The 26,664-nt window shown below is 24.7% G+C and carries 23 protein-coding genes and 1 pseudogene; 14 read left to right on the top strand and 10 right to left on the bottom strand.

Annotated features, from left to right (window positions below; translation table 11 throughout):
- The first annotated feature begins 697 nt into the window (after positions 1-697).
- From dnaK to nhaA, 3 genes are all read left to right on the top strand, one after another.
- Positions 698-2,623: a molecular chaperone DnaK gene (dnaK, locus tag WIGMOR_RS02405; protein WP_014354240.1), complete on the top strand. Its 1,926-nt coding sequence runs from the start codon at positions 698-700 to the stop codon at positions 2,621-2,623.
- Positions 2,624-2,685: 62 nt separating this feature from the next.
- The gene (gene dnaJ, locus WIGMOR_RS02410; protein WP_014354241.1) at positions 2,686-3,810 is read left to right on the top strand and encodes a molecular chaperone DnaJ; all 1,125 of its coding nucleotides are present in this window, start codon (positions 2,686-2,688) and stop codon (positions 3,808-3,810) included.
- Between the two features lie 61 nt (positions 3,811-3,871).
- Entirely contained in the window at positions 3,872-5,068 is a 1,197-nt protein-coding gene (gene nhaA / locus WIGMOR_RS02415) for a Na+/H+ antiporter NhaA (RefSeq protein WP_014354242.1), read from the top strand.
- A gap of 2 nt (positions 5,069-5,070) precedes the next feature.
- Here the strand turns inward: nhaA and rpsT are convergent, their stop codons facing one another.
- Positions 5,071-5,343, bottom strand: coding sequence for a 30S ribosomal protein S20 (rpsT, locus tag WIGMOR_RS02420; RefSeq protein WP_014354243.1), 273 nt, complete (start codon positions 5,341-5,343; stop codon positions 5,071-5,073).
- A 218-nt stretch (positions 5,344-5,561) separates the two neighbouring features.
- On the opposite strand from rpsT, the gene ribF reads away from it, so the two are divergent.
- The 4 genes from ribF (at position 5,562) to ispH (ending at position 10,813) form a co-directional block, all read left to right on the top strand.
- Positions 5,562-6,500 carry a bifunctional riboflavin kinase/FAD synthetase gene (gene ribF / locus WIGMOR_RS02425; RefSeq protein ID WP_014354244.1) on the top strand — a complete coding sequence of 313 codons (939 nt, stop codon included), beginning with the start codon at positions 5,562-5,564 and terminating at the stop codon, positions 6,498-6,500.
- 12 nt (positions 6,501-6,512) lie between these two features.
- Entirely contained in the window at positions 6,513-9,323 is a 2,811-nt protein-coding gene (gene ileS / locus WIGMOR_RS02430; protein ID WP_014354245.1) for an isoleucine--tRNA ligase, read from the top strand.
- Between the two features lie 12 nt (positions 9,324-9,335).
- Positions 9,336-9,806 (top strand): signal peptidase II, encoded by a 471-nt coding sequence (lspA, locus tag WIGMOR_RS02435; RefSeq protein ID WP_014354246.1) that lies wholly within the window; start codon positions 9,336-9,338, stop codon positions 9,804-9,806.
- Between the two features lie 68 nt (positions 9,807-9,874).
- Positions 9,875-10,813, top strand: coding sequence for a 4-hydroxy-3-methylbut-2-enyl diphosphate reductase (ispH, locus tag WIGMOR_RS02440; protein WP_014354247.1), 939 nt, complete (start codon positions 9,875-9,877; stop codon positions 10,811-10,813).
- Positions 10,814-10,835: 22 nt separating this feature from the next.
- Here ispH and purT read toward each other — a convergent pair whose 3' ends face one another.
- Entirely contained in the window at positions 10,836-12,014 is a 1,179-nt protein-coding gene (gene purT / locus WIGMOR_RS02445) for a formate-dependent phosphoribosylglycinamide formyltransferase (RefSeq protein WP_014354248.1), read from the bottom strand.
- A 187-nt stretch (positions 12,015-12,201) separates the two neighbouring features.
- Between purT and WIGMOR_RS02450 the strand changes: the two genes are divergently transcribed.
- Positions 12,202-13,479 (top strand): 3-deoxy-D-manno-octulosonic acid transferase, encoded by a 1,278-nt coding sequence (locus tag WIGMOR_RS02450; protein WP_014354249.1) that lies wholly within the window; start codon positions 12,202-12,204, stop codon positions 13,477-13,479.
- 82 nt (positions 13,480-13,561) lie between these two features.
- Positions 13,562-14,047: a pantetheine-phosphate adenylyltransferase gene (gene coaD, locus WIGMOR_RS02455; protein ID WP_014354250.1), complete on the top strand. Its 486-nt coding sequence runs from the start codon at positions 13,562-13,564 to the stop codon at positions 14,045-14,047.
- An 11-nt stretch (positions 14,048-14,058) separates the two neighbouring features.
- On the opposite strand, the gene glnS is transcribed toward coaD, so the two are convergent.
- Together glnS and efp are read right to left on the bottom strand one after the other, a co-directional pair.
- A complete protein-coding gene (glnS, locus tag WIGMOR_RS02460; protein WP_041944123.1) occupies positions 14,059-15,714 on the bottom strand; it encodes a glutamine--tRNA ligase in 1,656 nt (551 codons plus the stop codon).
- 146 nt (positions 15,715-15,860) lie between these two features.
- The gene (gene efp, locus WIGMOR_RS02465; protein WP_014354252.1) at positions 15,861-16,436 is read right to left on the bottom strand and encodes an elongation factor P; all 576 of its coding nucleotides are present in this window, start codon (positions 16,434-16,436) and stop codon (positions 15,861-15,863) included.
- On the opposite strand from efp, the gene epmB reads away from it, so the two are divergent.
- Positions 16,428-17,489, top strand: coding sequence for an EF-P beta-lysylation protein EpmB (epmB, locus tag WIGMOR_RS02470; RefSeq protein ID WP_184486933.1), 1,062 nt, complete (start codon positions 16,428-16,430; stop codon positions 17,487-17,489). The genes efp and epmB overlap by 9 nt on opposite strands.
- Here the strand turns inward: epmB and WIGMOR_RS03465 are convergent.
- Both WIGMOR_RS03465 and WIGMOR_RS02480 read right to left on the bottom strand, forming a co-directional pair.
- On the bottom strand, positions 17,486-18,151 hold the full coding sequence (locus WIGMOR_RS03465; RefSeq protein WP_014354254.1) for a bactofilin family protein: 666 nt from the start codon (positions 18,149-18,151) through the stop codon (positions 17,486-17,488). The genes epmB and WIGMOR_RS03465 overlap by 4 nt on opposite strands.
- A 192-nt stretch (positions 18,152-18,343) precedes the next feature.
- On the bottom strand, positions 18,344-19,129 hold the full coding sequence (locus WIGMOR_RS02480) for an inositol monophosphatase family protein (RefSeq protein ID WP_014354255.1): 786 nt from the start codon (positions 19,127-19,129) through the stop codon (positions 18,344-18,346).
- 313 nt (positions 19,130-19,442) lie between these two features.
- Here WIGMOR_RS02480 and WIGMOR_RS02485 point away from each other — a divergent pair, with 313 nt between their 5' ends.
- Together WIGMOR_RS02485 and ung are read left to right on the top strand one after the other, a co-directional pair.
- Complete coding sequence (locus tag WIGMOR_RS02485) at positions 19,443-20,588, top strand: aminotransferase class V-fold PLP-dependent enzyme (RefSeq protein ID WP_014354256.1); 1,146 nt, start codon at positions 19,443-19,445, stop codon at positions 20,586-20,588.
- Positions 20,589-20,693: 105 nt separating this feature from the next.
- Positions 20,694-21,382, top strand: a pseudogene (gene ung / locus WIGMOR_RS02490) (uracil-DNA glycosylase).
- On the opposite strand, the gene dapE reads toward ung, so the two are convergent.
- The 4 genes from dapE to rpmE form a co-directional block, all read right to left on the bottom strand.
- Positions 21,379-22,527, bottom strand: a complete 1,149-nt coding sequence (gene dapE / locus WIGMOR_RS02495; RefSeq protein WP_014354257.1) for a succinyl-diaminopimelate desuccinylase — start codon at positions 22,525-22,527, stop codon at positions 21,379-21,381. The pseudogene ung and the gene dapE overlap by 4 nt on opposite strands.
- A 50-nt stretch (positions 22,528-22,577) precedes the next feature.
- Positions 22,578-23,348: an ABC transporter permease gene (locus WIGMOR_RS02500; protein ID WP_014354258.1), complete on the bottom strand. Its 771-nt coding sequence runs from the start codon at positions 23,346-23,348 to the stop codon at positions 22,578-22,580.
- 17 nt (positions 23,349-23,365) lie between these two features.
- Positions 23,366-24,274: an ABC transporter ATP-binding protein gene (locus tag WIGMOR_RS02505; protein WP_014354259.1), complete on the bottom strand. Its 909-nt coding sequence runs from the start codon at positions 24,272-24,274 to the stop codon at positions 23,366-23,368.
- A 215-nt stretch (positions 24,275-24,489) separates the two neighbouring features.
- Positions 24,490-24,705 carry a 50S ribosomal protein L31 gene (rpmE, locus tag WIGMOR_RS02515; RefSeq protein ID WP_014354260.1) on the bottom strand — a complete coding sequence of 72 codons (216 nt, stop codon included), beginning with the start codon at positions 24,703-24,705 and terminating at the stop codon, positions 24,490-24,492.
- A gap of 760 nt (positions 24,706-25,465) precedes the next feature.
- On the opposite strand from rpmE, the gene WIGMOR_RS02520 reads away from it, so the two are divergent.
- The gene (locus tag WIGMOR_RS02520; RefSeq protein ID WP_041944125.1) at positions 25,466-25,771 is read left to right on the top strand and encodes a hypothetical protein; all 306 of its coding nucleotides are present in this window, start codon (positions 25,466-25,468) and stop codon (positions 25,769-25,771) included.
- Positions 25,772-26,122: 351 nt separating this feature from the next.
- Complete coding sequence (gene hslV, locus WIGMOR_RS02525) at positions 26,123-26,662, top strand: ATP-dependent protease subunit HslV (RefSeq protein ID WP_014354261.1); 540 nt, start codon at positions 26,123-26,125, stop codon at positions 26,660-26,662.
- The last annotated feature ends 2 nt before the right edge of the window (positions 26,663-26,664 follow it).

A 26,664-nucleotide genomic window follows, 5' to 3' on the forward strand; every position in this document is an offset into this window, starting at 1 on the left:
TAATTACATATATTTGTAAAATTTTGAAAATAAAATTTTAGTTAAAATCTTAAAAAATTTTATATTCACATATTAAAATTATTTATTTTTAGTCTATAAATTTTACGAACATATTTGAATTTTTTATCTTTTAAAAAATAAAAAAATTTAAAATATTAAATTTAATTTATCTGTTTTTATATTTTGAATTAGTTATATTTAAAACAGTGTTAATAAATATAAGTAATTGTATCACTATATAAATAAAACTTAATTTTTCACTAAATATTAATAATACAAAAACATAAAATATTCATAATGATCAATTTTAATATGAATATATAAAATAAAATTAATTAAAAATTTAATTGTTAAAATTTTATTTTAACTCTAAAAATTAATCTATACAGATAAATATTTATATATAATTTGAATTTTTTTTATAGATATTTTTCAAATTATACTACAAATATGTACTAAAAAGTTAGTAGAAACTAAAGATACAAAAAAAATCAATAAATTTTTAAATTTAATAAATATTAAAAAATTAAGATAAGATATGCATAATAAACATCAAAAATAATAACATTTTACTAAAAAATATTAAATACTTTTTACTTATACAGTATATTTAAAATAAAAATTAAAACTTGAAAACTTCATTTTCAGTCTCATATCAAATGCACGATCATAAAAATTAGTTTTATGGAGATTTTAAATGGGAAAAATTATTGGAATTGATTTAGGAACGACTAATTCTTGTGTTGCAGTTATTGAAAACGGACAAACACGAGTAATTGAAAATAGCGAAGGTGATCGAACAACTCCATCTATTATTGCGTATACAAAAGAAGGAGAAATTTTAGTTGGTCAACCCGCTAAACGTCAATCTGTTACTAATCCAAAAAATACATTTTTTGCTATCAAACGTTTAATTGGAAGACGTTTTAAAGATTCAGAAGTACAGCGTGACAAAAGTATTATGCCATATAAAATTGTTTCATCTGAAAACGGAGATGCATGGTTAGATGTTAAAGGACAAAATATTGCTCCTCCACAAATTTCTGCTGAAATTTTAAAAAAAATGAAAAAAACAGCAGAAGATTATCTCGGAGTAGAAGTGAAAGAAGCGGTAATTACTGTGCCAGCTTATTTTAATGATACACAACGACAAGCAACAAAAGATGCCGGAAGAATAGCAGGTTTAGACGTAAAAAGAATTATTAATGAACCAACGGCTGCAGCATTAGCTTATGGACTAGATAAAAAAACAGGCAATAGAATAATTGCAGTATATGATTTAGGAGGTGGTACATTTGATATTTCCATCATCGAAGTGGATGATGTTGACGGAGAAAAAACATTTGAAGTTTTATCTACAAACGGAGATACTCATTTAGGCGGAGAAGATTTTGACAGTCAGTTAATTAAATATTTAGTAGATGAATTTAAAAAAGATCAAGGCATTGATTTGCGCAATGATCCTTTAGCCATGCAAAGATTAAAAGAATCTGCTGAAAAAGCAAAAATTGAACTTTCTTCAGTACATCAAACAGACGTAAATCTACCATACATTACTGCGGATGCTACTGGTCCAAAACACATGAATATCAAAGTTACACGTGCTAAATTAGAATCGTTGGTAGAAACATTAGTAACAAAAACTCTAGAACCATTAAAAATGGCTTTAAAAGATGCCAATCTAAAAATTACTGATATAAAAGACGTCATTTTAGTAGGTGGTCAAACAAGAATGCCATTAGTGCAAAAAAAAGTTACTGACTTTTTTGGTAAAGATCCTAGAAAAGATGTTAATCCAGATGAAGCAGTAGCGATAGGTGCAGCAGTGCAAGGAGGAGTATTAGCCGGAGACGTGAAAGACGTATTATTACTTGATGTAACACCATTATCATTAGGTATTGAAACTATGGGGGGAGTTATGACCTCTTTAATTTCAAAAAATACAACTATTCCGACTAAACATAGTCAAATTTTTTCTACAGCCGAAGATAATCAATCTGCAGTTACTATTCATATATTACAAGGCGAACGAAAAAGAGCAAGAGATAACAAGTCTTTAGGACAATTTAATTTAGACGGCATAGCACCAGCTATGCGTGGAATGCCGCAAATTGAAGTAACTTTCGATATCGATGCAGACGGTATTCTTCATGTATCTGCTAAAGATAAAAATAGTGGAAGAGAACAAAAAATTACTATTAAAGCTTCCTCTGGATTAAACGAAGCAGAAATACAAAAAATGGTTAAAGAAGCAGAGGCAAACGTCGAATTTGATCGTCAATTTGAAGAATTAATTAAAACTAAAAATCAAGCAGATCATTTACTACATAGTACGAAAAAACAACTAAAAGATGCAAAAACATTGCCAGTTGAAAAAAGAACAGAAATAGAAAAGTCTCTTAATGCTTTAGAGTTATCTGTAAAAGGAGAAAATAAAAAAGAAATTGAAGAAAAAATACAATTATTAATACAATCAGCAAGCTGTTTAATTGAATTTTCTAAACAACAAAACACACCTAAAAATGAAGAAAGTTTAAAAGAAAACAAAAATAATAATCAAAATAAATCTAGTGATGACGTAGTTGAAGCAGAATTTGAAGAAATTAAAGATAAAAAAAATTAATTATTTTATTTAATATGATGAATAATATTTAAAATATTAATTTTTGTGAAAAAGAGAAAAAAATGGCAAAATCAGACTATTATGCAAGTTTAGGTATTTCTAAAAACGCAAGCGAACGCGAAATAAAAAAAGCGTATAAAAGATTAGCTGTTAAATTTCATCCTGATCGAAATCCAGGAAATGCTCAAGCGGAATCAAAATTTAAAGAAATTAAAGAAGCTTATGAAATTTTAATAGACTCTAAAAAACGTGCAGCATATGATCAATACGGACATACAGCATTCGATCAAAACACTTCGCATACAGAATTTACGTCTAGTGCAGATTTTAGCGATATTTTTGGAGATGTATTTGGAGATATTTTTGGAAATAATAAGCGTACTCGAAATAATCGCGGATCAGATTTGCAATACAATATCAGTTTATCTCTAGAAGAAGCAGTACGTGGAATTATTAAAGAAGTACGAATTCCTACCTTAGAAAGATGCAATGTTTGTTCTGGTAATGGAGCACAACCAGGAACAACCCCAAAAACATGTTCTACATGTAACGGTCAAGGACAAATACAAATGCGACAAGGTTTTTTTGCAGTGCAACAAACCTGTCCTACATGTCGAGGAAAATGTAAAATTATTAAATATCCTTGCAGATATTGTTTCGGTCAAGGTCGCGTGGAAAAAGCAAAAAAACTTTCAGTAAGAATTCCAGCAGGAGTTGACAATGGAGATAAAATTCGCCTTTCTGGGGAAGGCGAAGCAGGTGTATTAGGAGGTACAAAAGGAGATTTGTATGTACAAATTTCAGTAAAAGAACATCCAATATTTAAAAGAGAAGAAAATAATTTATATTGTGAAGTGCCTATTAATTTTACAATGGCTGCATTAGGGGGCGATATTGAGGTTCCAGCACTAGACGGAAGAGTAAAACTGAGAATTCCGTCAGAAACTCAAACTGGAAGATTATTTCGTATGCGAGGCAAGGGAGTAAAATCTATTAGAAGTGGATATCAAGGAGATCTGTTATGTAGAGTAGTCGTTGAAACACCGGTAAAATTAAATGAACGTCAAAAATATCTTTTAAAAGAATTAGGATTAAGTTTTTCTAGTCATTCAGGAATAAATAATAGTCCTAGGTCAAAAAGTTTTTTTGATGGAGTAAAAAAATTTTTTGATGGATTAACTAATTAAAATGATTATGACATTTTTAATAAAACATTATTATACAAATTTTTTTAAAAATACTTGACTTATGTTAAAACAAAATACTTTCAATTTTTTAAAAAATCCAGTTTTTGGAGAATTACTATTAATATTTTGTTGTACATTAGCAATTTTTATGACAAATAGTAATTTTTTAAATTTATACAAAGATATTATTAATTATCCAATATTTAAATTTTATTCACACTATGAAAATTTTACAATATTAGATTTAGTAAACAATATCTTAATGACATTATTTTTTTTAGAAATAGGAATAGAAATCAAGCACGAAATACTTTTTGGTGCTTTAAACAATAAATCAAAAGCGATATTACCGGGGATTGCCGCACTTGGAGGCATGATCATTCCAGCTTTAGTTTACAGTTTAACTACCATGAAAGAAAATAATATCATTCAATCGGGATGGGCTATTTCTATAGCTACAGACATAGTATTCGCTGTTGGAATTTTAAGGATGTTAGGCAATAAAATTCCGCATAGTCTTATAGTATTTTTACTCGCTTTAGCAATTTTTGATGATATAGGTGCAATATTAGCTATTGCGTTATTTTATAGCAGCAAAATAAATCAGAGTATGATTTTATGTTCTTTCGGAATAATATTAATTTTATTTTTATTAAATTTTTATAAAATAAAATACTTAACTATTTATTGTATTTTAGGAGTTTCATTATGGGTGTTCATATTTTTTTCAGGTATTCATGCAACTTTGTCGGGAATTATTTTAGGCGTTATATTACCGCATCAATCTTCAATAAATAAAAATTATTTTAATGCTATTTTCTATTTTAAAAAATTATTAAGCAAACTAACAAAATATTGCATATTACCATGTTTTGCTTTTGTAAATTCTGGTATTCATGTTAATAATATATCTTATGATATGATGTTTTCTTCTTTAACGATTGGAATTTTTTTAGGATTAGTATTTGGAAAACCTGTTGGAGTATTTATTTTTTCATATTTATCTATTCTATGCAAATTTTCTAAATTACCTACTGGAATTTCCTTAAAAGAAATATTCGGAGTTTCACTTTTATGTGGTATAGGATTTACTATGTCAATCTTTATTTCTAATTTAGCATTTTCTGATATATATATAAAAAATCTCGAATTAGCAAAATTCAGCGTATTATTATCGTCGCTAATCTCAGGAGTTTCGGGATTTTTATTTTTATATAAAATATATAAAAATAAAAAAGTTAATAAACGAATAATTTAAAATTAATTTAATTTTGAAATTAATTTAATTTTTTTAGATAATCTTGATTTGTATCGAGAAGCTACATTTTTATGAATTAAACCTTTTTGAGAATATTTATCAACAATAGACTGCATAGCTTTAAAAGCTGCTTTAGCAGATTCTTCATTTTTATTTAAAATTTCAATGTTTACTTTTTTTATAAAACTACGCACCATTGATTTTTGACCAGCGTTCTTACGGCGTTTTTTTTCGGATTGAATTGCTCTTTTTTTTGCAGATTTTATATTAGACAACTGAATACTCCTCAAAAGTAATAATATAACTATTATATTAATTAAAGATAATAAGAATTAATTATTTTAGAAAATTAATATATAAAATATTTATATCATGAATTTAAAAAAAATTTTTTATTAATACAAAACTCAAAATTTTTTACTTACATATTTAAAATATTTTATATTATAATATTTTTTATTTTTATCATCTACTTTTTATTTTATTTAAAAACATGAAAATTCGACATGCTCGAAAAATATCTACAATCAAACAGTATCATGATAAATCTATCATTACAATTGGTAATTTTGACGGAGTACATTTAGGACATCAAAAAATAATAAAACAATTAAAACTAGAAAGTATAAAAAGAAATCTTTCAATGATATTACTAGTTTTTGAACCTCAACCAAAAGAATATTTGTCCAAATTTGCTCCAAAAAGAATTACGATATTACGTGATAAAATAAAATATTTTAAGCATTTAGGTATTACTCAAGTAATTTGTATTAATTTTAACAAATATTTTGCAAAATTACATGCAGAATATTTCATTAAAGAATTTTTAGTACGTATATTAAATACAAAATGTATAGTAATTGGAGAAAATTTTAGGTTTGGTTATAAAGCGCAAGGAGATATCGATTTGCTTAAATTGCAAGGGAAAAAATTAGGATTTGATGTCATAATAGTAGCAACATCTAAGATATATCATCAACGAATTAGTAGCACTAAAATCAGAAAAGCTTTAAAAAAAAATGATTTGCAATATGCAGAAAACATGTTAGGTCATACGTATTGCATTTCAGGGAAAGTTATACACGGAAATGCTATTGGAAGAACTATAGGAATTCCAACAATTAATATTTCTTTGAAGAATAAAAAATTAGCTGTTAATGGCGTATATGCAGTAGAATTAAATGGTATTAACAAAAATGTTGTGCATGGAGTTGCTAATATCGGTATCAGACCAACATTTTCTGGAATAAAACAAAACATAGAAGTTCATCTTTTGAATATAGATGGTAATTTTTATTCTAAACATGTTGAAATTATAATAAAAAAAAAGATCAGAGAAGAAAATCAATTTGCATCTTTATCTAAATTAAAAAAACAAATTTTAGCTGATATTAAAAATGTTAATAATTATTTTATAAATAAAAATATATAAGGTAAAAAATTTATGAACGATTACAAAAATACGTTGAATCTACCTAATACTAAATTTAAAATGCGCGCTAATTTAGTAAAATTAGAACAAGAAATATTAACATTGTGGTATCAGAACAACTTGTATAATAAAATCAGAGAATCTAAAAAAGGAAAAAAAAAGTTCTTTTTGCATGACGGTCCTCCATATGCTAATGGAAACATTCATATTGGTCACGCAGTAAATAAAATCTTAAAAGATATAATTATTAAATATCAGTCATTGTCTGGATATGATGCTCCATATTTACCAGGATGGGATTGTCACGGATTACCTATTGAATTACAAGTAGAAAAAAAAATTGGAACTCCAACAGATCTAGCAAGTGCTAAAATTTTTAGAAAGAAATGTCGTTCTTATGCTTTAAAACAAATAAAAAAACAAAAAAAAGATTTTATTCGTATAGGTGTTTTAGGAGATTGGAAGAATGCATATATAACGATGAATTTTGAAACAGAAGCAAATATTATAAGAACATTAAATAAAATAATTAAAAAAAAATATGTATACCAAGGTATTAAACCAGTCCATTGGTGCATAAATTGCAAATCAGCTTTGGCTGAAACAGAAGTGAGTTATTCCACAAAAGAATCATTAGCTATGGATGTAGCTTTTTCAGCTTTTTGCATGAGTTCAGTAAAAAAAATCTTTAAATTAAAAAATTCACATAATTTATCTGATATTAAAATATTAATTTGGACTACCACACCTTGGACTCTTGTAGCAAATCGAGCAATTGCTGTACATGAAAATTATGAATATGTTGCAATAAAAGTTAATCAAGAACTATTAATTATCGCAGATCTTTTAGTTAAATCAGTAACTAAACGATTGAAAATAAATAAAATTGAAATTATTGGAAAAACTTTAGGAAAAGAATTAAACAATTTGATTTTTACTAATCCATTAACAAATGTAAATGTACCTATTATAATAAGTAAACATGTAACTTTAGATTTAGGATCCGGAGCTGTACATATTGCACCTGCTTATGGAGAAGATGATTATAAAATCAGCAAAAAACATAATCTTGAAATATATGATCCAATATCTTTAGATGGGAACTATTTATTAAATAATTTACCGTCTTTAGACGGATTAAATATTTTTACAGTAGATAAAAAAATAAATAATTTATTAAAAAATAAAAATGCATTATATAGTTCGGATAATATTCAACATAGTTATCCTCATTGTTGGAGACATAAAATACCAACTTTTTTTCGTGCTACTAAGCAATGGTTTATAAATATGAATCATAATCAACTACGTCAAAAAGTTATTGCAGAAATTAAAAAAATTAGTTGGGTACCCTACTATGGTATGGAGCAAATTACAAATTTAGTATTAAATCGTCCTGATTGGTGCATTTCTCGACAACGTATCTGGGGAATCCCAATATCTATCTTTGTTAATAAAGATAACGAAAGTATACATCCTAAAAATTTTGAATTAATAGAAAAAGTCTCAAAAAAAATAAAAATTCATGGAATTCAAGCTTGGTGGGATTTAAATAAAAATGAATTATTAGGCAATGAAAAAAACGTTTACAAACAAATTACAGATACATTAGATGTATGGTTCGATTCGGGTTCTACTTACGATTCTATATTAAGAAAAAAATGGTTATTTTTAAAAAATAATCCAGTAGACATGTATTTGGAAGGTTCAGATCAATATAGAGGGTGGTTTATGTCTTCTATTGTTTTATCAACAGCAATCACAGGACATAGACCATGTAAAACTATTTTAGCACATGGTTTTGTGGTAGATTCAAAAGGAAGAAAAATGTCTAAATCTGCTGGTAATATTGTATCTCCAAACTCTATTATTGAAAAATTTGGAGCAGATATTTTACGTCTTTGGGTAGCTTCTAATGATTATAAATCAGATATGCACATTTCAGAAGAAATCATTCAGCGTTCTGTAGATATATATCGTCGTATTAGAAATACTATACGTTTTTTATTATCTAATACTAATGATTTCAATCCTAACGAAGATTTAATTGCTATAAACGATATGCTCAGTATAGATCAATGGGCATTAATGAAAACTAAAAAAAAACAGAAAGAAATCATTTTTTCATATAAAAAATATCACTTTTATGAAGTTATAAAAAAAATTATCGAATTTTGTTCGACAGATATGGGTTCTTTTTATCTTGATATTGTTAAAGATCGTCAATATACAAATTTTAAAACAAGCTTATCGCGTCGAAGTTGTCAAACAACATTATATTACATTTTAGAATCGATTGTACGTTGGATTATGCCCATTTTACCTTTTACAGCACATGAAGTTTGGCAATATATTCCTGGTAATCGTTCAAAATACATTTTTACAGAAGAATGGTATAACAAAATTTTAGAAATCAAATGTAACAATCGCATTACAAAAATTATTTGGAATATTTTAAATAATCTTCGGGCAAAAATTAATAAAATGATTGAATATAAACGTAAAGAAAAAAAAATTCACAGTTCATTAGAAGTTAAAGTTATTATATATTTGGATGAAAGTATTTTAAATAAAATAATTTTCTTAAAAAAAGAACTACATTTCTTTTTCTTAGTTTCTGAAGTTGTACTAAAAAACTATTGTGATGAATTGAAAAATTCTGATATTGCTAGTGAAAATAAAAGATTAAAAATTTATATAGAAAAATCCGAAGGTCAAAAATGTTTAAGATGTTGGCATTATACTAATTTGATAGAAAAAGACATATGTGAACGTTGCACAAATAATATTGCAGGAAATTCAGAGATACGTAATTTTTTTTAAAATTATTAAAATATGAAAAAAATAAAATTTATATTTATTGTTCTTATTATCTTTAGTGTAGATTTTTTTAGTAAAAAGTGGATTATTGACAATTTTTTAATAGAACAAAACGTTAATATTACTTCTATGATACGTTTAATACATTTACGTAATTCTGGAATTGCATTTGGATTGTTTCAATGTGAAACACATTGGCAATCTAAAGTTTTATTAATTATTTCTATTTTTATTTTATTCGTTCTTTTAAAAATTTGTATCACATGTAAAAACAAATTAGATAAAATAAGTTATTCAATTATTTTAGGAGGCGCTTCAGGTAACATATATGATCGTATTTTGTATGGATCAGTGACAGATTTTATCGATTTACATTTAGGTATTTGGCATTGGCCAGTGTTTAATATTGCAGATATTAGTATTTTAGTTGGAGCAGGTATGTTACTTTTAAAAAGTAATAATAAATTTATATTGAAATTTGAATAAATTTTAATTTTTTTATTTTTTTATTTTTGTTATATTTTTATATTATCATTAAAATTTTAATAAATAAAATGAAAATATTTTTAGCTAATCCAAGAGGAATGTGTGCAGGAGTAGAGCGAGCGATTAATATTGCAAATAATTCTTTAAAAATATATGGTCCTCCTATTTACATTCATCATGAATTAGTGCATAACAAATACGTAGTAGATTGCTTAAAACAAAAAGGCATGATTTTTGTTGAAAATATCAAAAATGTACCAAAAAATTCAATTTTAATTTTTTCTGCTCATGGAGTATCAAAAAGAGTTCAAAAATTAGCTCAAGAACGTTACTTAACAATATTAGACGCTACATGTCCGTTAGTTAAAAAAGTGCATCATGAAGTATCTAAATCTAGCTTAAGAGGCAAAGAGGTAATTTTAATAGGTCATAAAAATCATCCAGAAGTGATTGGAACACTTGGTCAATATGAAAATAAAAAAGGTAAAATTTATTTAATAGAATCTTTAAAAGATGTGCAAAAATTAAAAGTCAAAAATGTTGATAATTTGTGTTTTACTACACAAACTACTTTATCAATTGAAGAAACTTCTAAAATTATTTTAAAATTAAAAAAGAGATTTCCTAAAATTCATGGTCCACATAAACAAGATATTTGTTTCGCTACTGAAAATAGACAAAATGCAGTTAAATTACTTATAAAATTTGTAGATATAATGTTAGTTGTTGGATCAAAAAACTCTTCGAATTCTAATCGATTGTTAGAATTAGCAAAAAAATCCAAGAAACCAGCATATTTAATTGATAATAATCAAGATCTTAATATTTTTTGGTTTAAAAATGTCAAAAAAATTGGTATTACTTCTGGTGCATCAGCTCCAGAAATTTTAACTGAACAAATTATTTCTCATTTAAAACATGTTTTTAATTTTTCTATTTCTATATATAATGTTCCAGGAAAAAAAGAAAACGTCACTTTTTCCGTACCGAAAGAATTACAAATATAAATAAGAAGTTTATAAGATATAATTAAGTTTGAATAAAAATTTTATTAGCAGTATTTTGAGAGTTTAAAATAGATTCTTGAACTGTTTTAGAACGATCTAATAACACACCTAACCTACGAAAGCCATATATTTTTGGTTTGGAAAATATACGAATTTGTTGATTTTTTTTTATTATTTCCAAATTGCTAAAACTAATCGAGTTTCCATATAAATTTTTACCGAATAAAACCGCAGAAGAAGATGGGCCGTAATGATTAATTTTATTTATTGGAATACCAAGAAAAGCACGAACATGTAAAGCAAATTCAGACAAATCTTGAGAAATTAATGTTACCATTCCTGTATCATGAGGCCTAGGTGAAATTTCACTGAAGATTATTTTTTCCTTATATACGAAAAACTCTACTCCAAAAACTCCGTGTCCTCCTAATTGAGAAATTATTTTTTTGGAAATTTTCTTTGCTTTTTTCAAAACATCAACGCTCATTTTTTGAGGCTGCCAAGATGATTTATAATCTCCATTTTCTTGAAAATGCCCAATAGGCAGGCAAAAATGAATGCCATCGACAGAACTTACTGCAAGTAACGTAAATTCAAAATCAAAGGGTATATATTTTTCGATTATTACTTCTTGTTTCTGGACTCTGCCATATTTTTGAGATTTCTCCCATGCGACATCAATTTCATTTTCATGATTAATAAAACTTTGACCTTTACCCGAAGAACTCATTATTGGTTTAATAATACATGGAAATCCTAAATTTTTTACGTTTTTTTTTGCTTCTTGGTAATTAGAAGCAAATTGATATTTAGAAGTAGGAATTCTTAATATTTTAGATGTTAGATGCCGAATTAATTTTCGGTTCATAGTGGTATGTACAGCATATGCAGAAGGTACCACTCGATATCCATTTTTTTCTAATTTCACCAATGTATTTGTGTCAATTGATTCAATTTCTGGAACAATAAAATTTGGTTGTTCAATGGTAATACAACGTTCTAATTCTTTTGCATTCAACATATCGATTATATGTTGACGATGTGCAACGTGCATTGCTGGGGCGTTAGAATAGCGATCAACAGCAATTACTTCCATGCCCATTCTTTGACATTCGATAGCAATTTCTTTGCCTAGTTCTCCAGATCCTAATAGCATGACGCGTGTAGAATTTTTGCATAAAGCTGTTTTAATAGTAATCATATAATGATTTAAAACGTATGATTTTTATAAAATTAAATTTTATAAAATATATATATGATATGCAATATTTTTATTATAAAAAATAATTCATTAAAATAATGAGATTTATGTAATTTCATTATATAATAATAAAAATTTTTTATACATAAAATTTGTATTCATATTTTATAAAATAAGCACATTATATATGATTAATAAAATATTATACGCAATATATAATACTATAACATATTTTTTACAACCCATCTTACTATTAAGACTGCTAATTCGTGGATTAATAGATAGTAATTACTTTAAAAATTGGAAAGAACGTTATGGATTTTTAAAATTTTCTATTTTTGAAAAATGCATTTTAATACATTGCGTATCTTTAGGTGAAGTAAATTCAATTATACCATTAATAAAAATAATAAAAAAGAAACATATAAATGTACCAATCTTACTAACTACTACTACTTTGACTGGTTTGAATCAAGCAAAAAAACAACTATTAAACTCGGTATATTATGCATATTTACCATATGATTTATTAAGCGTAATAAAAAGATTTTTCAAACACATAAATCCGAAATTAGTAATTCTTGTAGAAAGAGAAATATGGCCAAATTTAATTAAAGCATTATATTTAAAAAATATTCCGATTGTATTAGCTAATGCAAGATTGTCTGAAAGATCTTTTAAAAAGTATAAAAAAATTAAAATTTTTATTACAAATATTTTAAATTATATCAATATTATTGCTTCTCATAGTTATGAAGACGGCAGAAGATTTTTAGATTTGGGTATAAATAAAAAAAATCTAAAAATAATTGGTAATATTAAATTTGATATAAATTATACTTTTAATTTACGAAAAAAAACATATATAAATTTTATACGACAGAATTGTTGCGTATGGATTGCCGCTAGTACGCATCCGGGAGAAGAAAAAATTGTATTAAAATTACACAAAAATTTATTAAAAAAATTTCCAAACTTAATATTAATTCTTGCTCCTAGGCATCCTGAAAGATTTAAAAAAGTATCTCGAATAATTAAAAAATTTAAATTGAATTTTATTACTTACAAAAATAGAAACAATATTACTCCTTCTACAAATGTAATTTTGTATAACGAAATAGGAAAATTAGTACATTTTTATAAAATTTCAGATATAGCATTTATTGGAGGTAGTCTTTTAAATTATGGAGGGCATAATCCGATAGAAGCAGCAATAAATAAAGTACCTATAATTACAGGTCCATTTGTCAGAAATTTTTATGATATTAATACAAAATTAAAGCAAAGCAACGCATTAATTATGGCAAATAATTATGATGAACTTATTGTATGGATGAAAATTTTACTATTTAATAAAGATTTACGTCTTGCATACGGATTACGAGCCTTCAAAACATGTTATAAATATCGAGGAGCATCAAATAACTTATTCCATTTAATTCAACCATTTTTAAGAAATAACTAAAAATTAAATTTTGTAAAATATTTGCGTAATATTTTTTTAAAAAATGTAATACATATAAATTCAATACAACTAGGTAATACTTGTGAACTTAAAAAAAGCTATATTACCAGGAACATTCGATCCTATTACTAATGGGCATATTAATTTAATTAATCGTGCCATTAAAATATTCGATTATATTTTAATATTAGTTGCAAACAATTTTAAAAAAAAACAATTGTTCAATTTAAAAGAACGCGTTTTGCATGTAAAAAAAGCAACGCAACACTTGTCAAATGTTCAAGTAATAAGCATTAGTACATTAACTATGAACTTTGCAAAAAAAAAAAAATTCAATGTTATAATTCGAGGATTACGTAATATATTTGATTTCGAATACGAATTAAAAATGTTAAAAATTAACAAATATCTTTATCCAGAAATAGAAAGTATTTTTATGATATCAGACGATTGTTGGTCACATGTATCGTCTAGTATGATAAAAGAAATCATACATTACGGGGGTAATGTAGATTTGTTATTACCAAAATACATTGTGCAAGAAATAAAAACACGTATTCAACAATAGAAATGTAAACTCTAAACTATTTTCCATTTTTTAGATAAATGTGTTATTAAATTAAATATTAAATTTTTATTATTATTATACTGATCAGCAAAAAAATACCCTATACGTTCAAATTGAATTGGATATTTAATATGATTTTTTGTTATGCTATTTTCTATCACGCCATGATAAATTTTTAAAGAATTAGGATTTAAAAAAGATAGAAAATCTTTTATATTATCCGGATTGACATGAGTAAACAAATTTTGATAAAACCTAAATTCAGCAGGGATATTATTTTTAGCCGAAACCCAATGAATAACTCCTATTTTATTAGAATCTTTCAATTCTGAATTTTTATCATACTTTTTATAACACGTACAAAATATAGTTTTAATTTCTCCTGTTTCATTTTTTTCAATACGATTTGCAATTATCACATAAGAATGTCTCAGTTTTACTTTTTTTCCTAAAGACAAACGCTTGTATAAAATATTTTGTTTTTCAGAAAAATCTGATCGATCAATATATATTTTTTTATGCAAAAAAATTTTTCTTTTTCCCATATTATGGTTGTTAGGATGATTAAAAACTTCTATAACTTTTTCATATGTATCTGCAAGATTTTCTAGTATTAACAAAACGGGATTTATGACTGCCATAAATCTGATTGCAGTTACATTTAGTTCTTTTTTGATACAAGATTCTAACAATGATATATCAATTATGTTATTTTGTTTAGTAATTCCAATTAGATTGCAAAATGCGCGAATAGATGATGGCGTATAACCTCGTCTTCTTAATCCAGAAATAGTTGGCATTCTGGGATCATCCCATCCATCTACAATATTATTTTTTACTAAAATTTTTAATTTTCTTTTAGACATTACAGTATACTCTAAATTTATTCGAGAAAATTCATATTGTTTTGGCAAAAACTGTATTGAAACGTTTTTTAATATCCAGTTATATAATTGTCTATTATCTTGAAATTCTAAAGTGCATAAAGAATGTGTAATTTCTTCAATTGCATCTGAAATACAATGACTAAAGTCATACGTAGGATAAATGCACCATTTATTTTTTGTATGGTGATGACTTCTAAATCTAATTCTATACAAAATAGGATCTCTCATAATTATAAAAGGAGATTTCATGTCAATTTTAGCACGTAGACACGCAGAACCTTCAGTAAAATTTCCATTACGCATTTTTTCAAATAAATATAAATTTTCTTGTATGCTTCTATCTCTATAGGGACTATTTTGACCGATTTTAGTCAATGATCCACGATATTTACGAATTTCATCTGAAGAAAGTTCTTCTACATATGCCAAATTTTTCTTGATTAATTCTATCGCAAAATAATATATTTTATCAAAATAATCCGATGCATAACGCACTGTTCCGTACCATTGAAACCTTAACCATTTTATATCATTTTTAATTGCTTCTATATATTTTTTATGTTGTGTTTTTGGATTAGTATCATCAAAGCGTAAATTGCATGTTCCTTGAAAATTTTTTGCTATTTGAAAATTTAAACAAATTGATTTTGCATGACCTAAATGTAAATATCCATTAGGTTCAGGTGGAAATCTTGTACGAATTTTTATGCATTTTTTGGTACAAAGATCTTTATTAATAATTTTATAAATAAAGTTTGATGGTATTTTTTTTTTTTTCATTTTAAATTTGAAATTAGTTAAAAAAAATTTTGACAACTTAAATTAGTTACTGCAAATAATATAATATAATTTTTATATGAAAATAAATTTCAAGTAAAAACTTATTTATTATATTTATTTTTTAAATAACTGAATTTTATAAAAATTTATTTTTTATTTTTTCTAGAAACATATTCTCCAGTACGTGTATCTATTTTAATAATATCATCTTTTTGTACAAATAATGGAGCTTTTATAACTGCACCAGTAATTAAAATAATTGATTTATTACTAGATTGTGAAGTATCTTTTTTTGATTGATTACGCGTGTCTAGAACTTTGATATTTATAAATCTAGGTAAATTAATACAAATTGGATTTTGATTCCAAAATGTAACTGTACATTCGATTTGTTCTATGATCCATCTATTATTTTCACCTAGTATAGTTTTTTTGACATAAAATTGTTCAAAATTCTTTTTTTTCATAAAATACCAGTGATTAGTATTTTGATAAATAGTTTTTGCAATAACTTCATGAATGTTAGCGGAAATACAATTTTCGTTTGATTTAAATATTTTGTCAACAATTTTTCCTGAAGTTATTTTTTTTAATCTTATACGATTAAACGGTTGACCTTTGCCGGGTTTTACAAATTGATTATTTAGTACCAAATATGGTTCATGATTTAATAAAATTTTTAATCCCGAACGTAATTGATTTACGTTATAATAATGCGTCATATATTTTATATACAGGTGAAAAAAATTAATATTGTGCTAAATAAAAAAAAATTAATTTTTAATAATCTTTGGTTAAAAGAACTTTCTGATTCTATCACAGATCCTTTAGATTTATTAAAATATCTTGGATTAGATCATAAACAACATTTACTAGATGGAATTCAAGCAAGCAAACTATTTTCATTTCGAGTTCCTAAATTTTTTGCTGATTTAATGGAAAAAGGAAATGAAAAAGATCCTCTATTTTTACAAGTATTTACTAGATATGAAGAAATTATCAAATTTCCAAAATTTGTTAAAGATCCTCTTCAAGAACAAAACAATCAACATGACAATTATGGATTTATAAAAAAATATAAAAATCGTTTGTTAATTTTATTAACAGGATATTGCGTAATAAATTGCAGATATTGTTTTCGACGACATTTTCCTTATTCTAAACATGCTTTAAATCAATCACGATGGGATATTATTTATCAATATATTAAAAAAAATAAAAATATAAATGAAATTATTTTATCTGGAGGAGATCCATTAATGGAGAAAGATAAGTCATTAGATAAAATTATTACTAATTTAGAAAATATTTCGCATCTAACTACACTGCGTATTCATACCAGAATGCTTACTTTATTACCTAATAGAATAACTCAATTTTTATGCGAAAGATTAATATCTTGTTCGTTAAATACTGTTTTAGTCACACATATTAATCATCATCATGAAATTAGTGAAAAATTTAAAAAAAAAATTAAATTTTTACATCACAGCAAAGTAATATTATTGAATCAAAGTGTACTGTTACGCAAAGTTAATGATAATGCATTAACATTATTTAAATTACATCAAGCATTATTTAAAATCGGTATAATTCCTTATTATTTGCACATGTTAGATAATGTATTAGGAGCGGCACATTTTCATGTATCAGAATGTAAAGCAAAAAAGATTATGATAAAACTTTTAGAAATTTCTTCCGGTTATCTTGTACCTAAATTTGTTAAAGAAGTGCCTGGAAAAAAAAGCAAAGTATTAATAAATTTGGAGTTTTAAATATTTTTTTTATTTGGATTTAAAATAAGCAAGTTATGACTTGAATAATAATTTTTATTGTTTTTACTGACTTCTTTTGCTATACCAACAAACTTGCCTCCACGTTTAATCATAATTGTATGACATTGGCTAGTACCAAACAATTTACCGCATTTTAATATTTCTACTGTAGATGCTGTACATATTCCCTTTACTAAACCGTCAATAATAATATTTTTTGCAATTATATTTCCTTTAATTTTTCCTGTTTGTAAAACATAGACGGTATTTTCTTTAGCTTGTATATTTCCGTGTATTTTTCCTGAAATATGAATATTTCCTTTTATTTGAACGTTCCCAATAAAAATAGTGTTTTTAGATAATACAGTATCATGAATTTTTGAATACTGATATGTAACATTATTTTTTTCTTCAATTATTTTTGGGATATATATATTCTTATCTTGATCGTATTTTTTGTATATTGAAGATTTTTTATTATTACGAATTTTAAAATAATAAAATATAAAAAGAGATATCACGAGAGCAGATGTGAACGTACATAGTAATATGTTATTATTTAAGTATGCAATCAATGCCACAATCCATCCTGTCCAGATATAATTTAAAATAAAATCGTAGCTAAAATTTGATATTAATTTTTTTGTATTATTTTTTTTCACAAAATCATTTTTTTAATAAAATAAATGATTCATTTTTATTTAAAATGAAGTAGCAATATATTTTTTATAAATTGTAGTTGATAATTATATCTTATAAAGATAAAAATTTATTTGTATTAAATTAACTTATTTTTTTTATTTTTTTCATTATACATAAATAGCAATAGGGAATCAAAAAAAATGTTAATGTAATTAATTTTTTAAATTTAAATTATTTTTAATGTCTAATAGTATTTCTTTTACAATATATGGATTTCCAGCCAAAATATTTCCAGAAACTAAATAATCGTGACCTCCAATAAAATCAGTTACTATTCCTCCAGATTCACGTATTAACAACTCTCCACCAACAAATATTTTTTTGATTTTTGACTTCATATTAAAAAACGCTGAAAAACGACCTGCTGCAACATATGCCAAGTCTAATGCTATAGATCCTGTGCAACGAAAACTTTGATATTTTAAAAATAACTGTTTTATAAAATTGCAATCGTGCTTATTTTTTATAAAATCTGATGTACTTGATAAAATTGAATATGCTAAATTTTTATGTTTTTTAATTCTAACTCGATATCCGTTTAATTGTGCCCCTTTTCCTCGAATTGCACTGAATAATTCATTTCTAATTGGGTCATATATCACTGCAATTTCTGTTTTTAAATTTACTTGCACCGCAATTGAAATAGAAAAATGTGGTAAATTGTTAATAAAATTTTCGAAGCCATTTAATGGATCAACGATCCATTTTATTTTAGAAAAAAAACGTGGCTTATCATTTTGATAAATATTAAAAAATATATGTTTTGGATAAAATTTATTAATAATATTTTTAATTAAAAGTGCCGAAGTATGACTGACGTTTAATAAATTTTTATTATGTTCTATATTATTAATAGAAAATAACATTCCATAGTTTTTATTAATTAACTTTCCTGCTTCTCTTACTGCATAAATAGCAATGTTAAGTATTGGATGCATAATACAAATCTCTTTATACAAAAAAATATTTAATGCATTAAAATAACTAAATTTTGAATAAAAAAATATTATTTTTATATTTTTAATATTTAAATTTAACTTAATTTTTAAATATTATTTATATGTTACAAATATTTTTTTGTTTATATGTTATATTAAATAATATTTAATAATTTACATAAAATAATTATATTTTTAAAATAATACGGTATATTATAAATTATTTTAACTTTAAATAAAATCTTATTAATGGTAATAATCAAAATTAATTATTAAAATTTAAGTTTGTATTGACTTGTATAGGAATAAAAAAGTGAAACTTCCAATATATCTAGATTATGCATCTACTACTCCTGTAGATACAAGTGTATACAAAAAAATGTTATGCTACTTGAAATATAGCGGAATCTTTGGTAATCCAGCTTCAAAATCACATATTTACGGATGGCAAGCAGAAAATGCTGTGGAAAAATCAAGAAGAAGTATAGCAAATTTAATTTGTGCAGACACACGAGAAATTATTTTTACTTCCGGTGCAACAGAATCTAATAATCTAGCAATTAAAGGAATTGCTTGTCTAAATAAAGAAAAAAAAATACATATCATTTCTGGAAAAACAGAACACTATTCAGTTTTAGATACTTGCTATGCGTTACAGTCAAAAGGGATAGAGCTGAGTTTATTAAAACCTCAAAAAAACGGAATTATTTTACCTCAACAACTTAAAAAAGAACTGCGTAAAAATACTGTTTTAGTGTCTCTTATGCATGTCAACAATGAAACTGGAATTATTCAAGATATAGAATTATTTGGAAAAATCTGCCGTTCTTCAGGAATATTATTCCACGTCGATGCTACTCAAAGCATCGGTAAAATAGCAATAGATCTTCGTAAAATCCCAGTAGATTTAATGTCGTTTAATGCTCATAAAATTTATGGACCTAAAGGAATTGGAGTATTATTTATACGCAGAAGACCTCCTATATATTTAAAAGCACAAATGCATGGAGGAGGTCAAGAAAATAGCTTCAGACCAGGAACATTACCTGTACATCAAATTGTCGGCATGGGAGAAGCGTGTCGTTTAATACAAAAAAAAATGCATGAAGAAAATAAAAAAATTGAAAAACTTCGAAAGATTTTAATTAATGGAATACAAGAAAAAAATAAAATTATATTTAATGGAGATCAAGAAAATAATGTGCCGCATATATTAAATATATCGTTTCCAGGAATTGACAGCAGATTAATTTTATCTTCATTGAAAGATCTGGCGATTTCTACAGGATCAGCTTGTACATCAGGAGATTTTCATGAATCTCACGTATTACAATCAATGGGCGTTAGTCGTTTGCTATCTAGTAATTCAATTCGTATTTCATTAGGAAGATTTAATTCTGAAGAAGAAATAAGATTTGCTGTTAATCATATTAATAATATTATACCTAATTTAAATTAATCTTTAAAAAAAATTAATAAAAACAATATTTTTTATCAAAAATATAGATGCAAACAATTTAAAATAAAATTTTTTTAAAATTAACACGTTACTGTGAAATTTAATATGAACTCAACAATTTTAACATGGGAAAATTTACTAAAAAAAGAGAAAAACAAAAGATACTTTTGCGATATTTTTAAATATATTCATATGAGAAGTGAATCAGGAATTAAAATATATCCTGAAAGAAAAAATATATTTAAAGCATTAAAATTGACACCAATACATTCTCTGAAAGTAGTTATTTTAGGACAAGATCCATATCACGGTTTTAAACAAGCGGATGGTTTATGTTTTTCTGTACAAATTGGATCTAAGATTCCTCCTTCTTTAAAAAATATTTTTATAGAGATAAAAAATAATATACCATCTTTTACCATACCTAATAAGTATGGTTGCCTAAAAAATTGGGCATTACAAGGAGTATTATTATTAAATTCAATTCTTACAGTAGAAGAAGGAAGACCTTCATCACATTCTGAAATTGGATGGGAATTATTTACAAATAAAATTATTAAAGATATTAATCAATTTTGTAAACAAATAATATTTGTTTTATGGGGAAAATATGCAAAAAAAAAAGTTTTTTAATTAATCCTGATAAGCATATTATTTTGACTGCTTCTCATCCGTCTCCGTTATCTGCTCATTCTGGATTTATTGGATGTAAGCATTTCTGCAAAATAAATAATATTCTTGTACATTTAGGGAAAAAACCAATAAACTGGAATATATCTAAAGCAATTTTTTAATTTTGATCGAAATATATTTTTGATAAAATTTCTTGATATATACAACATAAAATTTGTAAATCTCGAATTTTTACGCATTCGTTTTCTTGATGAATTGTATTATTCAATAAACCTAATTCTATAATTTGTTTGCTAATTTTATAAATAAATCTTCCATCTGAAGTACCACCCGAATTTTTTATAGATGGAATAATATTTTGATATTTTTTAACTGAGTTTTTAACTATTTGAAATAATGATCCTTTTTTTGTTATAAAAGGATTACTATTTACATTGCATTTTATTTTATAAGTACAATTAAATATTTTTAATATATCTTCGATTTTCTTTTGAATAATAACTTTATTCGATTGTAGATTAAATCGAAAATTTAATTTTAATAAAACTTGACTTGGAGTAACATTGTTAGATGATTTAAAATCACTTAAGATTTTCAAAAATTGCATACTAGTTTTTGGTAAATTACATTTATTGTTATCCCAAGATATTTGTGTTAATCGGGATATTATCAAATTGATTAAATAAATTGGATTTTTTCTAAAATTTGCATATGCGATATGTTCTTGTTTTCCGTAAATAGTAATATATATATCTAATGATCCTCTTCTACCATTTTTAATGATATCTCCGACTGATCTTTCTCCTGTTGGTTCTCCAATTAAACAGCAATCAATTTTTTCTTTTCTTTGCATTAAAATTTCAACAACTTTTTTAGTTCCATTTTGACCGGATCCTTCTTCATCAGAAGAAATTAAAAATGCTAATCTTCCTTGATTAAAATTTTTATGAACACTAAAAAATTTTTTTGTAGCAACTAACATTGCAGATAATGCGCCTTTCATATCTGAAGCGCCTCTACCATATAAAAATCCATTATTCAGAGTTGGTTCGAATGGAGGATATTTCCAATATTTTAAATTTCCGACATGTACCACATCAGTATGGCCTAAGAACAATAAAGTATATCCTGAACCTCGATAAGCCCAAATGTTTTGGGTGGTTCCAAATTGCATAATTTCAATTTTAAAACCTATATTAAGTAGGTAGTTAATAATAATTTTGTTACATCCAGCTTCGTTTGGAGTTAAAGATCGGCATTTTATAAGATTGTGCGTTAAATTAACAATCGGATCATGATATGACATAAGATAAAATTAATTTTGCTTTATTTTAATAAACTATAAATATTTAAAAATTAATTTTTTAGGTTCCAACTAATTTTTATACAATACCAAACTGATATATATAAAATAAAAATCATGCAAATCATAATTACAAATGATAATGCAATAGATATATCTGTAATACCTAAAAAACCGTATCTAAATCCATTTACCATGTATACAATAGGATTAAAGCGGGAAATATTTTGCCAAAAAATAGGAAGTAGTTTTAATGAGTAAAATACTCCGCCTAAGTATGTGAGAGGTGTTAAAATAAAAGTTGGTATCATGCTAATATCGTCAAAATTTTTAGCAAATATTCCATTAAGCAATCCAGCAAGAGAAAAAAGAACAGCGGTTAATATTAGCACCAAAATGGTAATAGTCCATTGCTGAATGTGTATAGATAAAAAAAATAATGATACTATACTGACTAATGATCCTACAAAAATTGCTCGAATTACTCCGCCTCCTATATATCCGATAATAATAATATATGCTGGAACTGGAGCAACAAGAAGTTCTTCAATATTTTTTTGAAATTTTGCACTAAAAAAAGAAGATGCAACATTATTATATGCATTGGTTATTACAGACATCATAATCATTCCAGGTACAATAAATTCCATATAGGAAAATCCTTCTATTTTCCCGATTTTAGAACCAATTAAATTTCCAAAAATAATAAAATACAATATTATTGTAATTACTGGAGGCACCAAAGTTTGGCCCCAAATTCTGGTAAATCGTGTTATTTCTTTATATAAAATGCTTTTTAATGCAATTAAGTATGATTGTTTCATATTTTTTCCATAAATACTTAATTTGATACTAAATGTAAAAATAATTCTTCTAATCGATTACTTTTATTTCGCATACTTATAACTTGAATATTTTTTGAATTTAATTGTAAAAAAAGATCATTTAATCCTTGATTTTTTTTTACTTCGACTTCTAGTAGAAAATTGTTCAAAATTTTAAAAGAATATCTATTCAATTTTATATTTGATATATTAGATGAAACGTCTAATATAAATTTTTCAGATTGTATTTTTGACAATAAGTTTTTAATTGAAGTATTTTCTATTAATATTCCTAATCTCATTATTCCAATATGACGACATAGTATTTCTGCTTCTTCAAAATAATGCGTAGTTAATATTATAGTTTTTCCATTTTTATTAAAATTTATTAACAAACTCCAGATTAATCTTCTAATTTCTATATCTACTCCTGCTGTTGGTTCATCAAGAATTAACAATTTTGGTTCGTGTATTAGAGCGCGTGCAATCATTAATCGACGTTTCATCCCTCCAGATAACGTCCGTGCTGGTTTGTTTCTATAATCCCATAAATCTAATTGACTTAAGTATTTTTTTGCACGTATAATTGCAATATTTTTTTTAATACCATAATACCCTGCTTGATTAACAATAATTTGTTTAATAGTTTCAAATGGACTAAAATTAAATTCTTGAGGTACAAGTCCAATCTTTCTTTTATAAGAAAATGGATTTTGATCTATATCTTCTCCAAAGATTTTTACTATACCTGAACTTTTTTTTATTAAACTACTTATTATTCCTATAATTGTAGATTTTCCGGCACCATTAGGACCTAGTAAAGCATAAAAATCCCCGACTTTTACTGTTAAATCAATTGATTCGATAGCGCAAAATTTTTTGTTGTATATTTTTTTTAATTTTTTTAACTCTAATGCATATTTCATATTTAATAATTTTAAATATTTTTTCAAAATTAAAATGAATTTTTAATATTTCGTAGATTAATAGTATGTATTCTAATCTTTTAAAAAGATACGCTTTATCTTTTAAAAATAACATTTAAAGAAATAATTTGTGTTAAAATTTTATTTTCATCAAATAATCTTTAGTAAAAAAATTTATATGCATAGATTGATTTTGAAAAATCTGAAAATATACGCTATTTTGTAGAAATAATTTTGTTAAATCTTGTATGAAACTTATTTACTCTTCCTCTTGTATTTAAAATACGCTGTGTTCCGGTGTAAAATGGATGACATTTACTGCATACATCTAGGTGTATACTTTTTTTTAAAGTAGATATTATTTCAAATGAGTTCCCGCATGTACATGTTGCATAAATTTTTAAACATTGTGGATGAATATTTTTTTTCATATTAAATATTTGTTTTTTATTTGTTTTAGAAGTATTTCTAATAATTATTAGATGAATATTACAAATATACAAAATATTTTAAATATATGCAAATAAAACTTTATAAGTAATAAATTTAAAGTATTTAAATTAAAAATTTTATAATTAAATTTTAATTTTATTTATTTTAAATAATATATTTACTTTTATTTTAAATAAAATATAAATTTAAAATTATTTTACTGAATTTATATTTAGTTAATAGCTTATTTTTTAAATTTTATATTTCATAAATCAAATATATACTACAAAATTTAATTTATATTTTATTATAATTCATAAAAAAATAAGTTTTGTATTATAAATTTAATATGATACAATAATACTGTATTTAAAATTAACTTTCATATAATAATTTTTTCTCGATAATTTTATGTAAATATATTTATCATTAATATATATAAATTTTAAAAAATATAATACTTACTACTATTATAATAAAAACAGTAGATTTAAAAAATTTTAAAAATTAACATTGATTAATGTATTTAAAAAAAATTATTTTTAATATAGAATAAAAAATTTTAATTTTTATTTAATGATTAAAAAATATGGTTTTAATATGCTTGAAATTTATATTTCAATAAAAAATTTAAAATTGTTCTAATATCAAATAAAAATAATTTCTTTAAACAATTATAAATTACACTGTTTATGTATAGTTTTCAAAATAAAATTCAATTTATAATAAACAATTAACAAAACTAAATTTTATAATACTGTGGTAAATAAAGATTATATATATTGTCAAAAATTTATCAAAAAAAGACAAAAAAAAAGAAAACATACAAATTTAACTTTTTTTCAATCACCATTAATCGTAACTATATTAGCTTTTTTTATTTCTTTTTTTGTTATTATTTGTTTTACTTTATCTAACATGCATCACAATAACGAAAAAAATAAAGAAATTTCGTTTATTAAAAATAATGTCAAAAAATTGCCTCCAAAACCAAAAATCCGTTGGTATTATATTAAAGAATTAGAAAATTTGCATCTTTTAATTTTTTTTAAAACAAAAACATAAGTTTGATTAATTTTGTGCAAAATATGTTCGGTATAGTAAAACTTATAAACAAGTAAATTTGAATTTATATAAATAAAATTTTTTTTGTAAAACAAATGTTAAATATTATATTACTCACAATTTAGTAAATCTTAAATAAAAGATAAAACTTTTTTAAATTAAATTAGACAATGCACAAGATTTTTAATAAAATTAACAATATCAAGCATATTACAAAAAAATACTATAATCATGTTGAATATTGTTAAAATATCTTCCTAAAGTTTTTGAAAATTTAAATATTTACACTACAATATGCTTTTAAACACTAGATTTTTATATTTTTTTAAAAATATTTAAGGAATTTATATTATGACGACAATCGTCAGTGTACGCCGCAATAATCACGTAGTAATTGGAGGTGACGGACAAGCAACAATAGGCAACACTATTATGAAAAATAATGTAAAAAAAGTTCGTAGATTATATAATGAAACAGTTATTGCAGGTTTTGCTGGAGGTACAGCTGATGCTTTTACTTTATTTGAATTGTTTGAGAAAAAACTACAAATACATCAAGGACATTTTTTAAAATCAGCTGTAGAATTAGCTAAAGATTGGCGTACAGATCGCATGTTAAAAAGATTAGAAGCTTTATTAGCAGTAGCTGATCAACATATCTCTCTTATAATTACTGGACACGGAGACGTTATACAACCAGAAAGCGATGTCATTGCAATTGGATCAGGGGGACCATATGCACAATCTGCAGCACGCGCTTTACTAGAAAATACACATCTATGTGCGCTCGATATAGTAAAAAAAGCATTAAAAATTTCTGGTGATATTTGTATATATAGCAATCACTTTTTTTCTTTTGAAGAACTCACTCCCGAAAATAAGGCTATTTAAAT

It is taken from the genome of Wigglesworthia glossinidia endosymbiont of Glossina morsitans morsitans (Yale colony) (assembly GCF_000247565.1).
Taxonomy (GTDB): domain Bacteria; phylum Pseudomonadota; class Gammaproteobacteria; order Enterobacterales; family Enterobacteriaceae; genus Wigglesworthia; species Wigglesworthia glossinidia_B.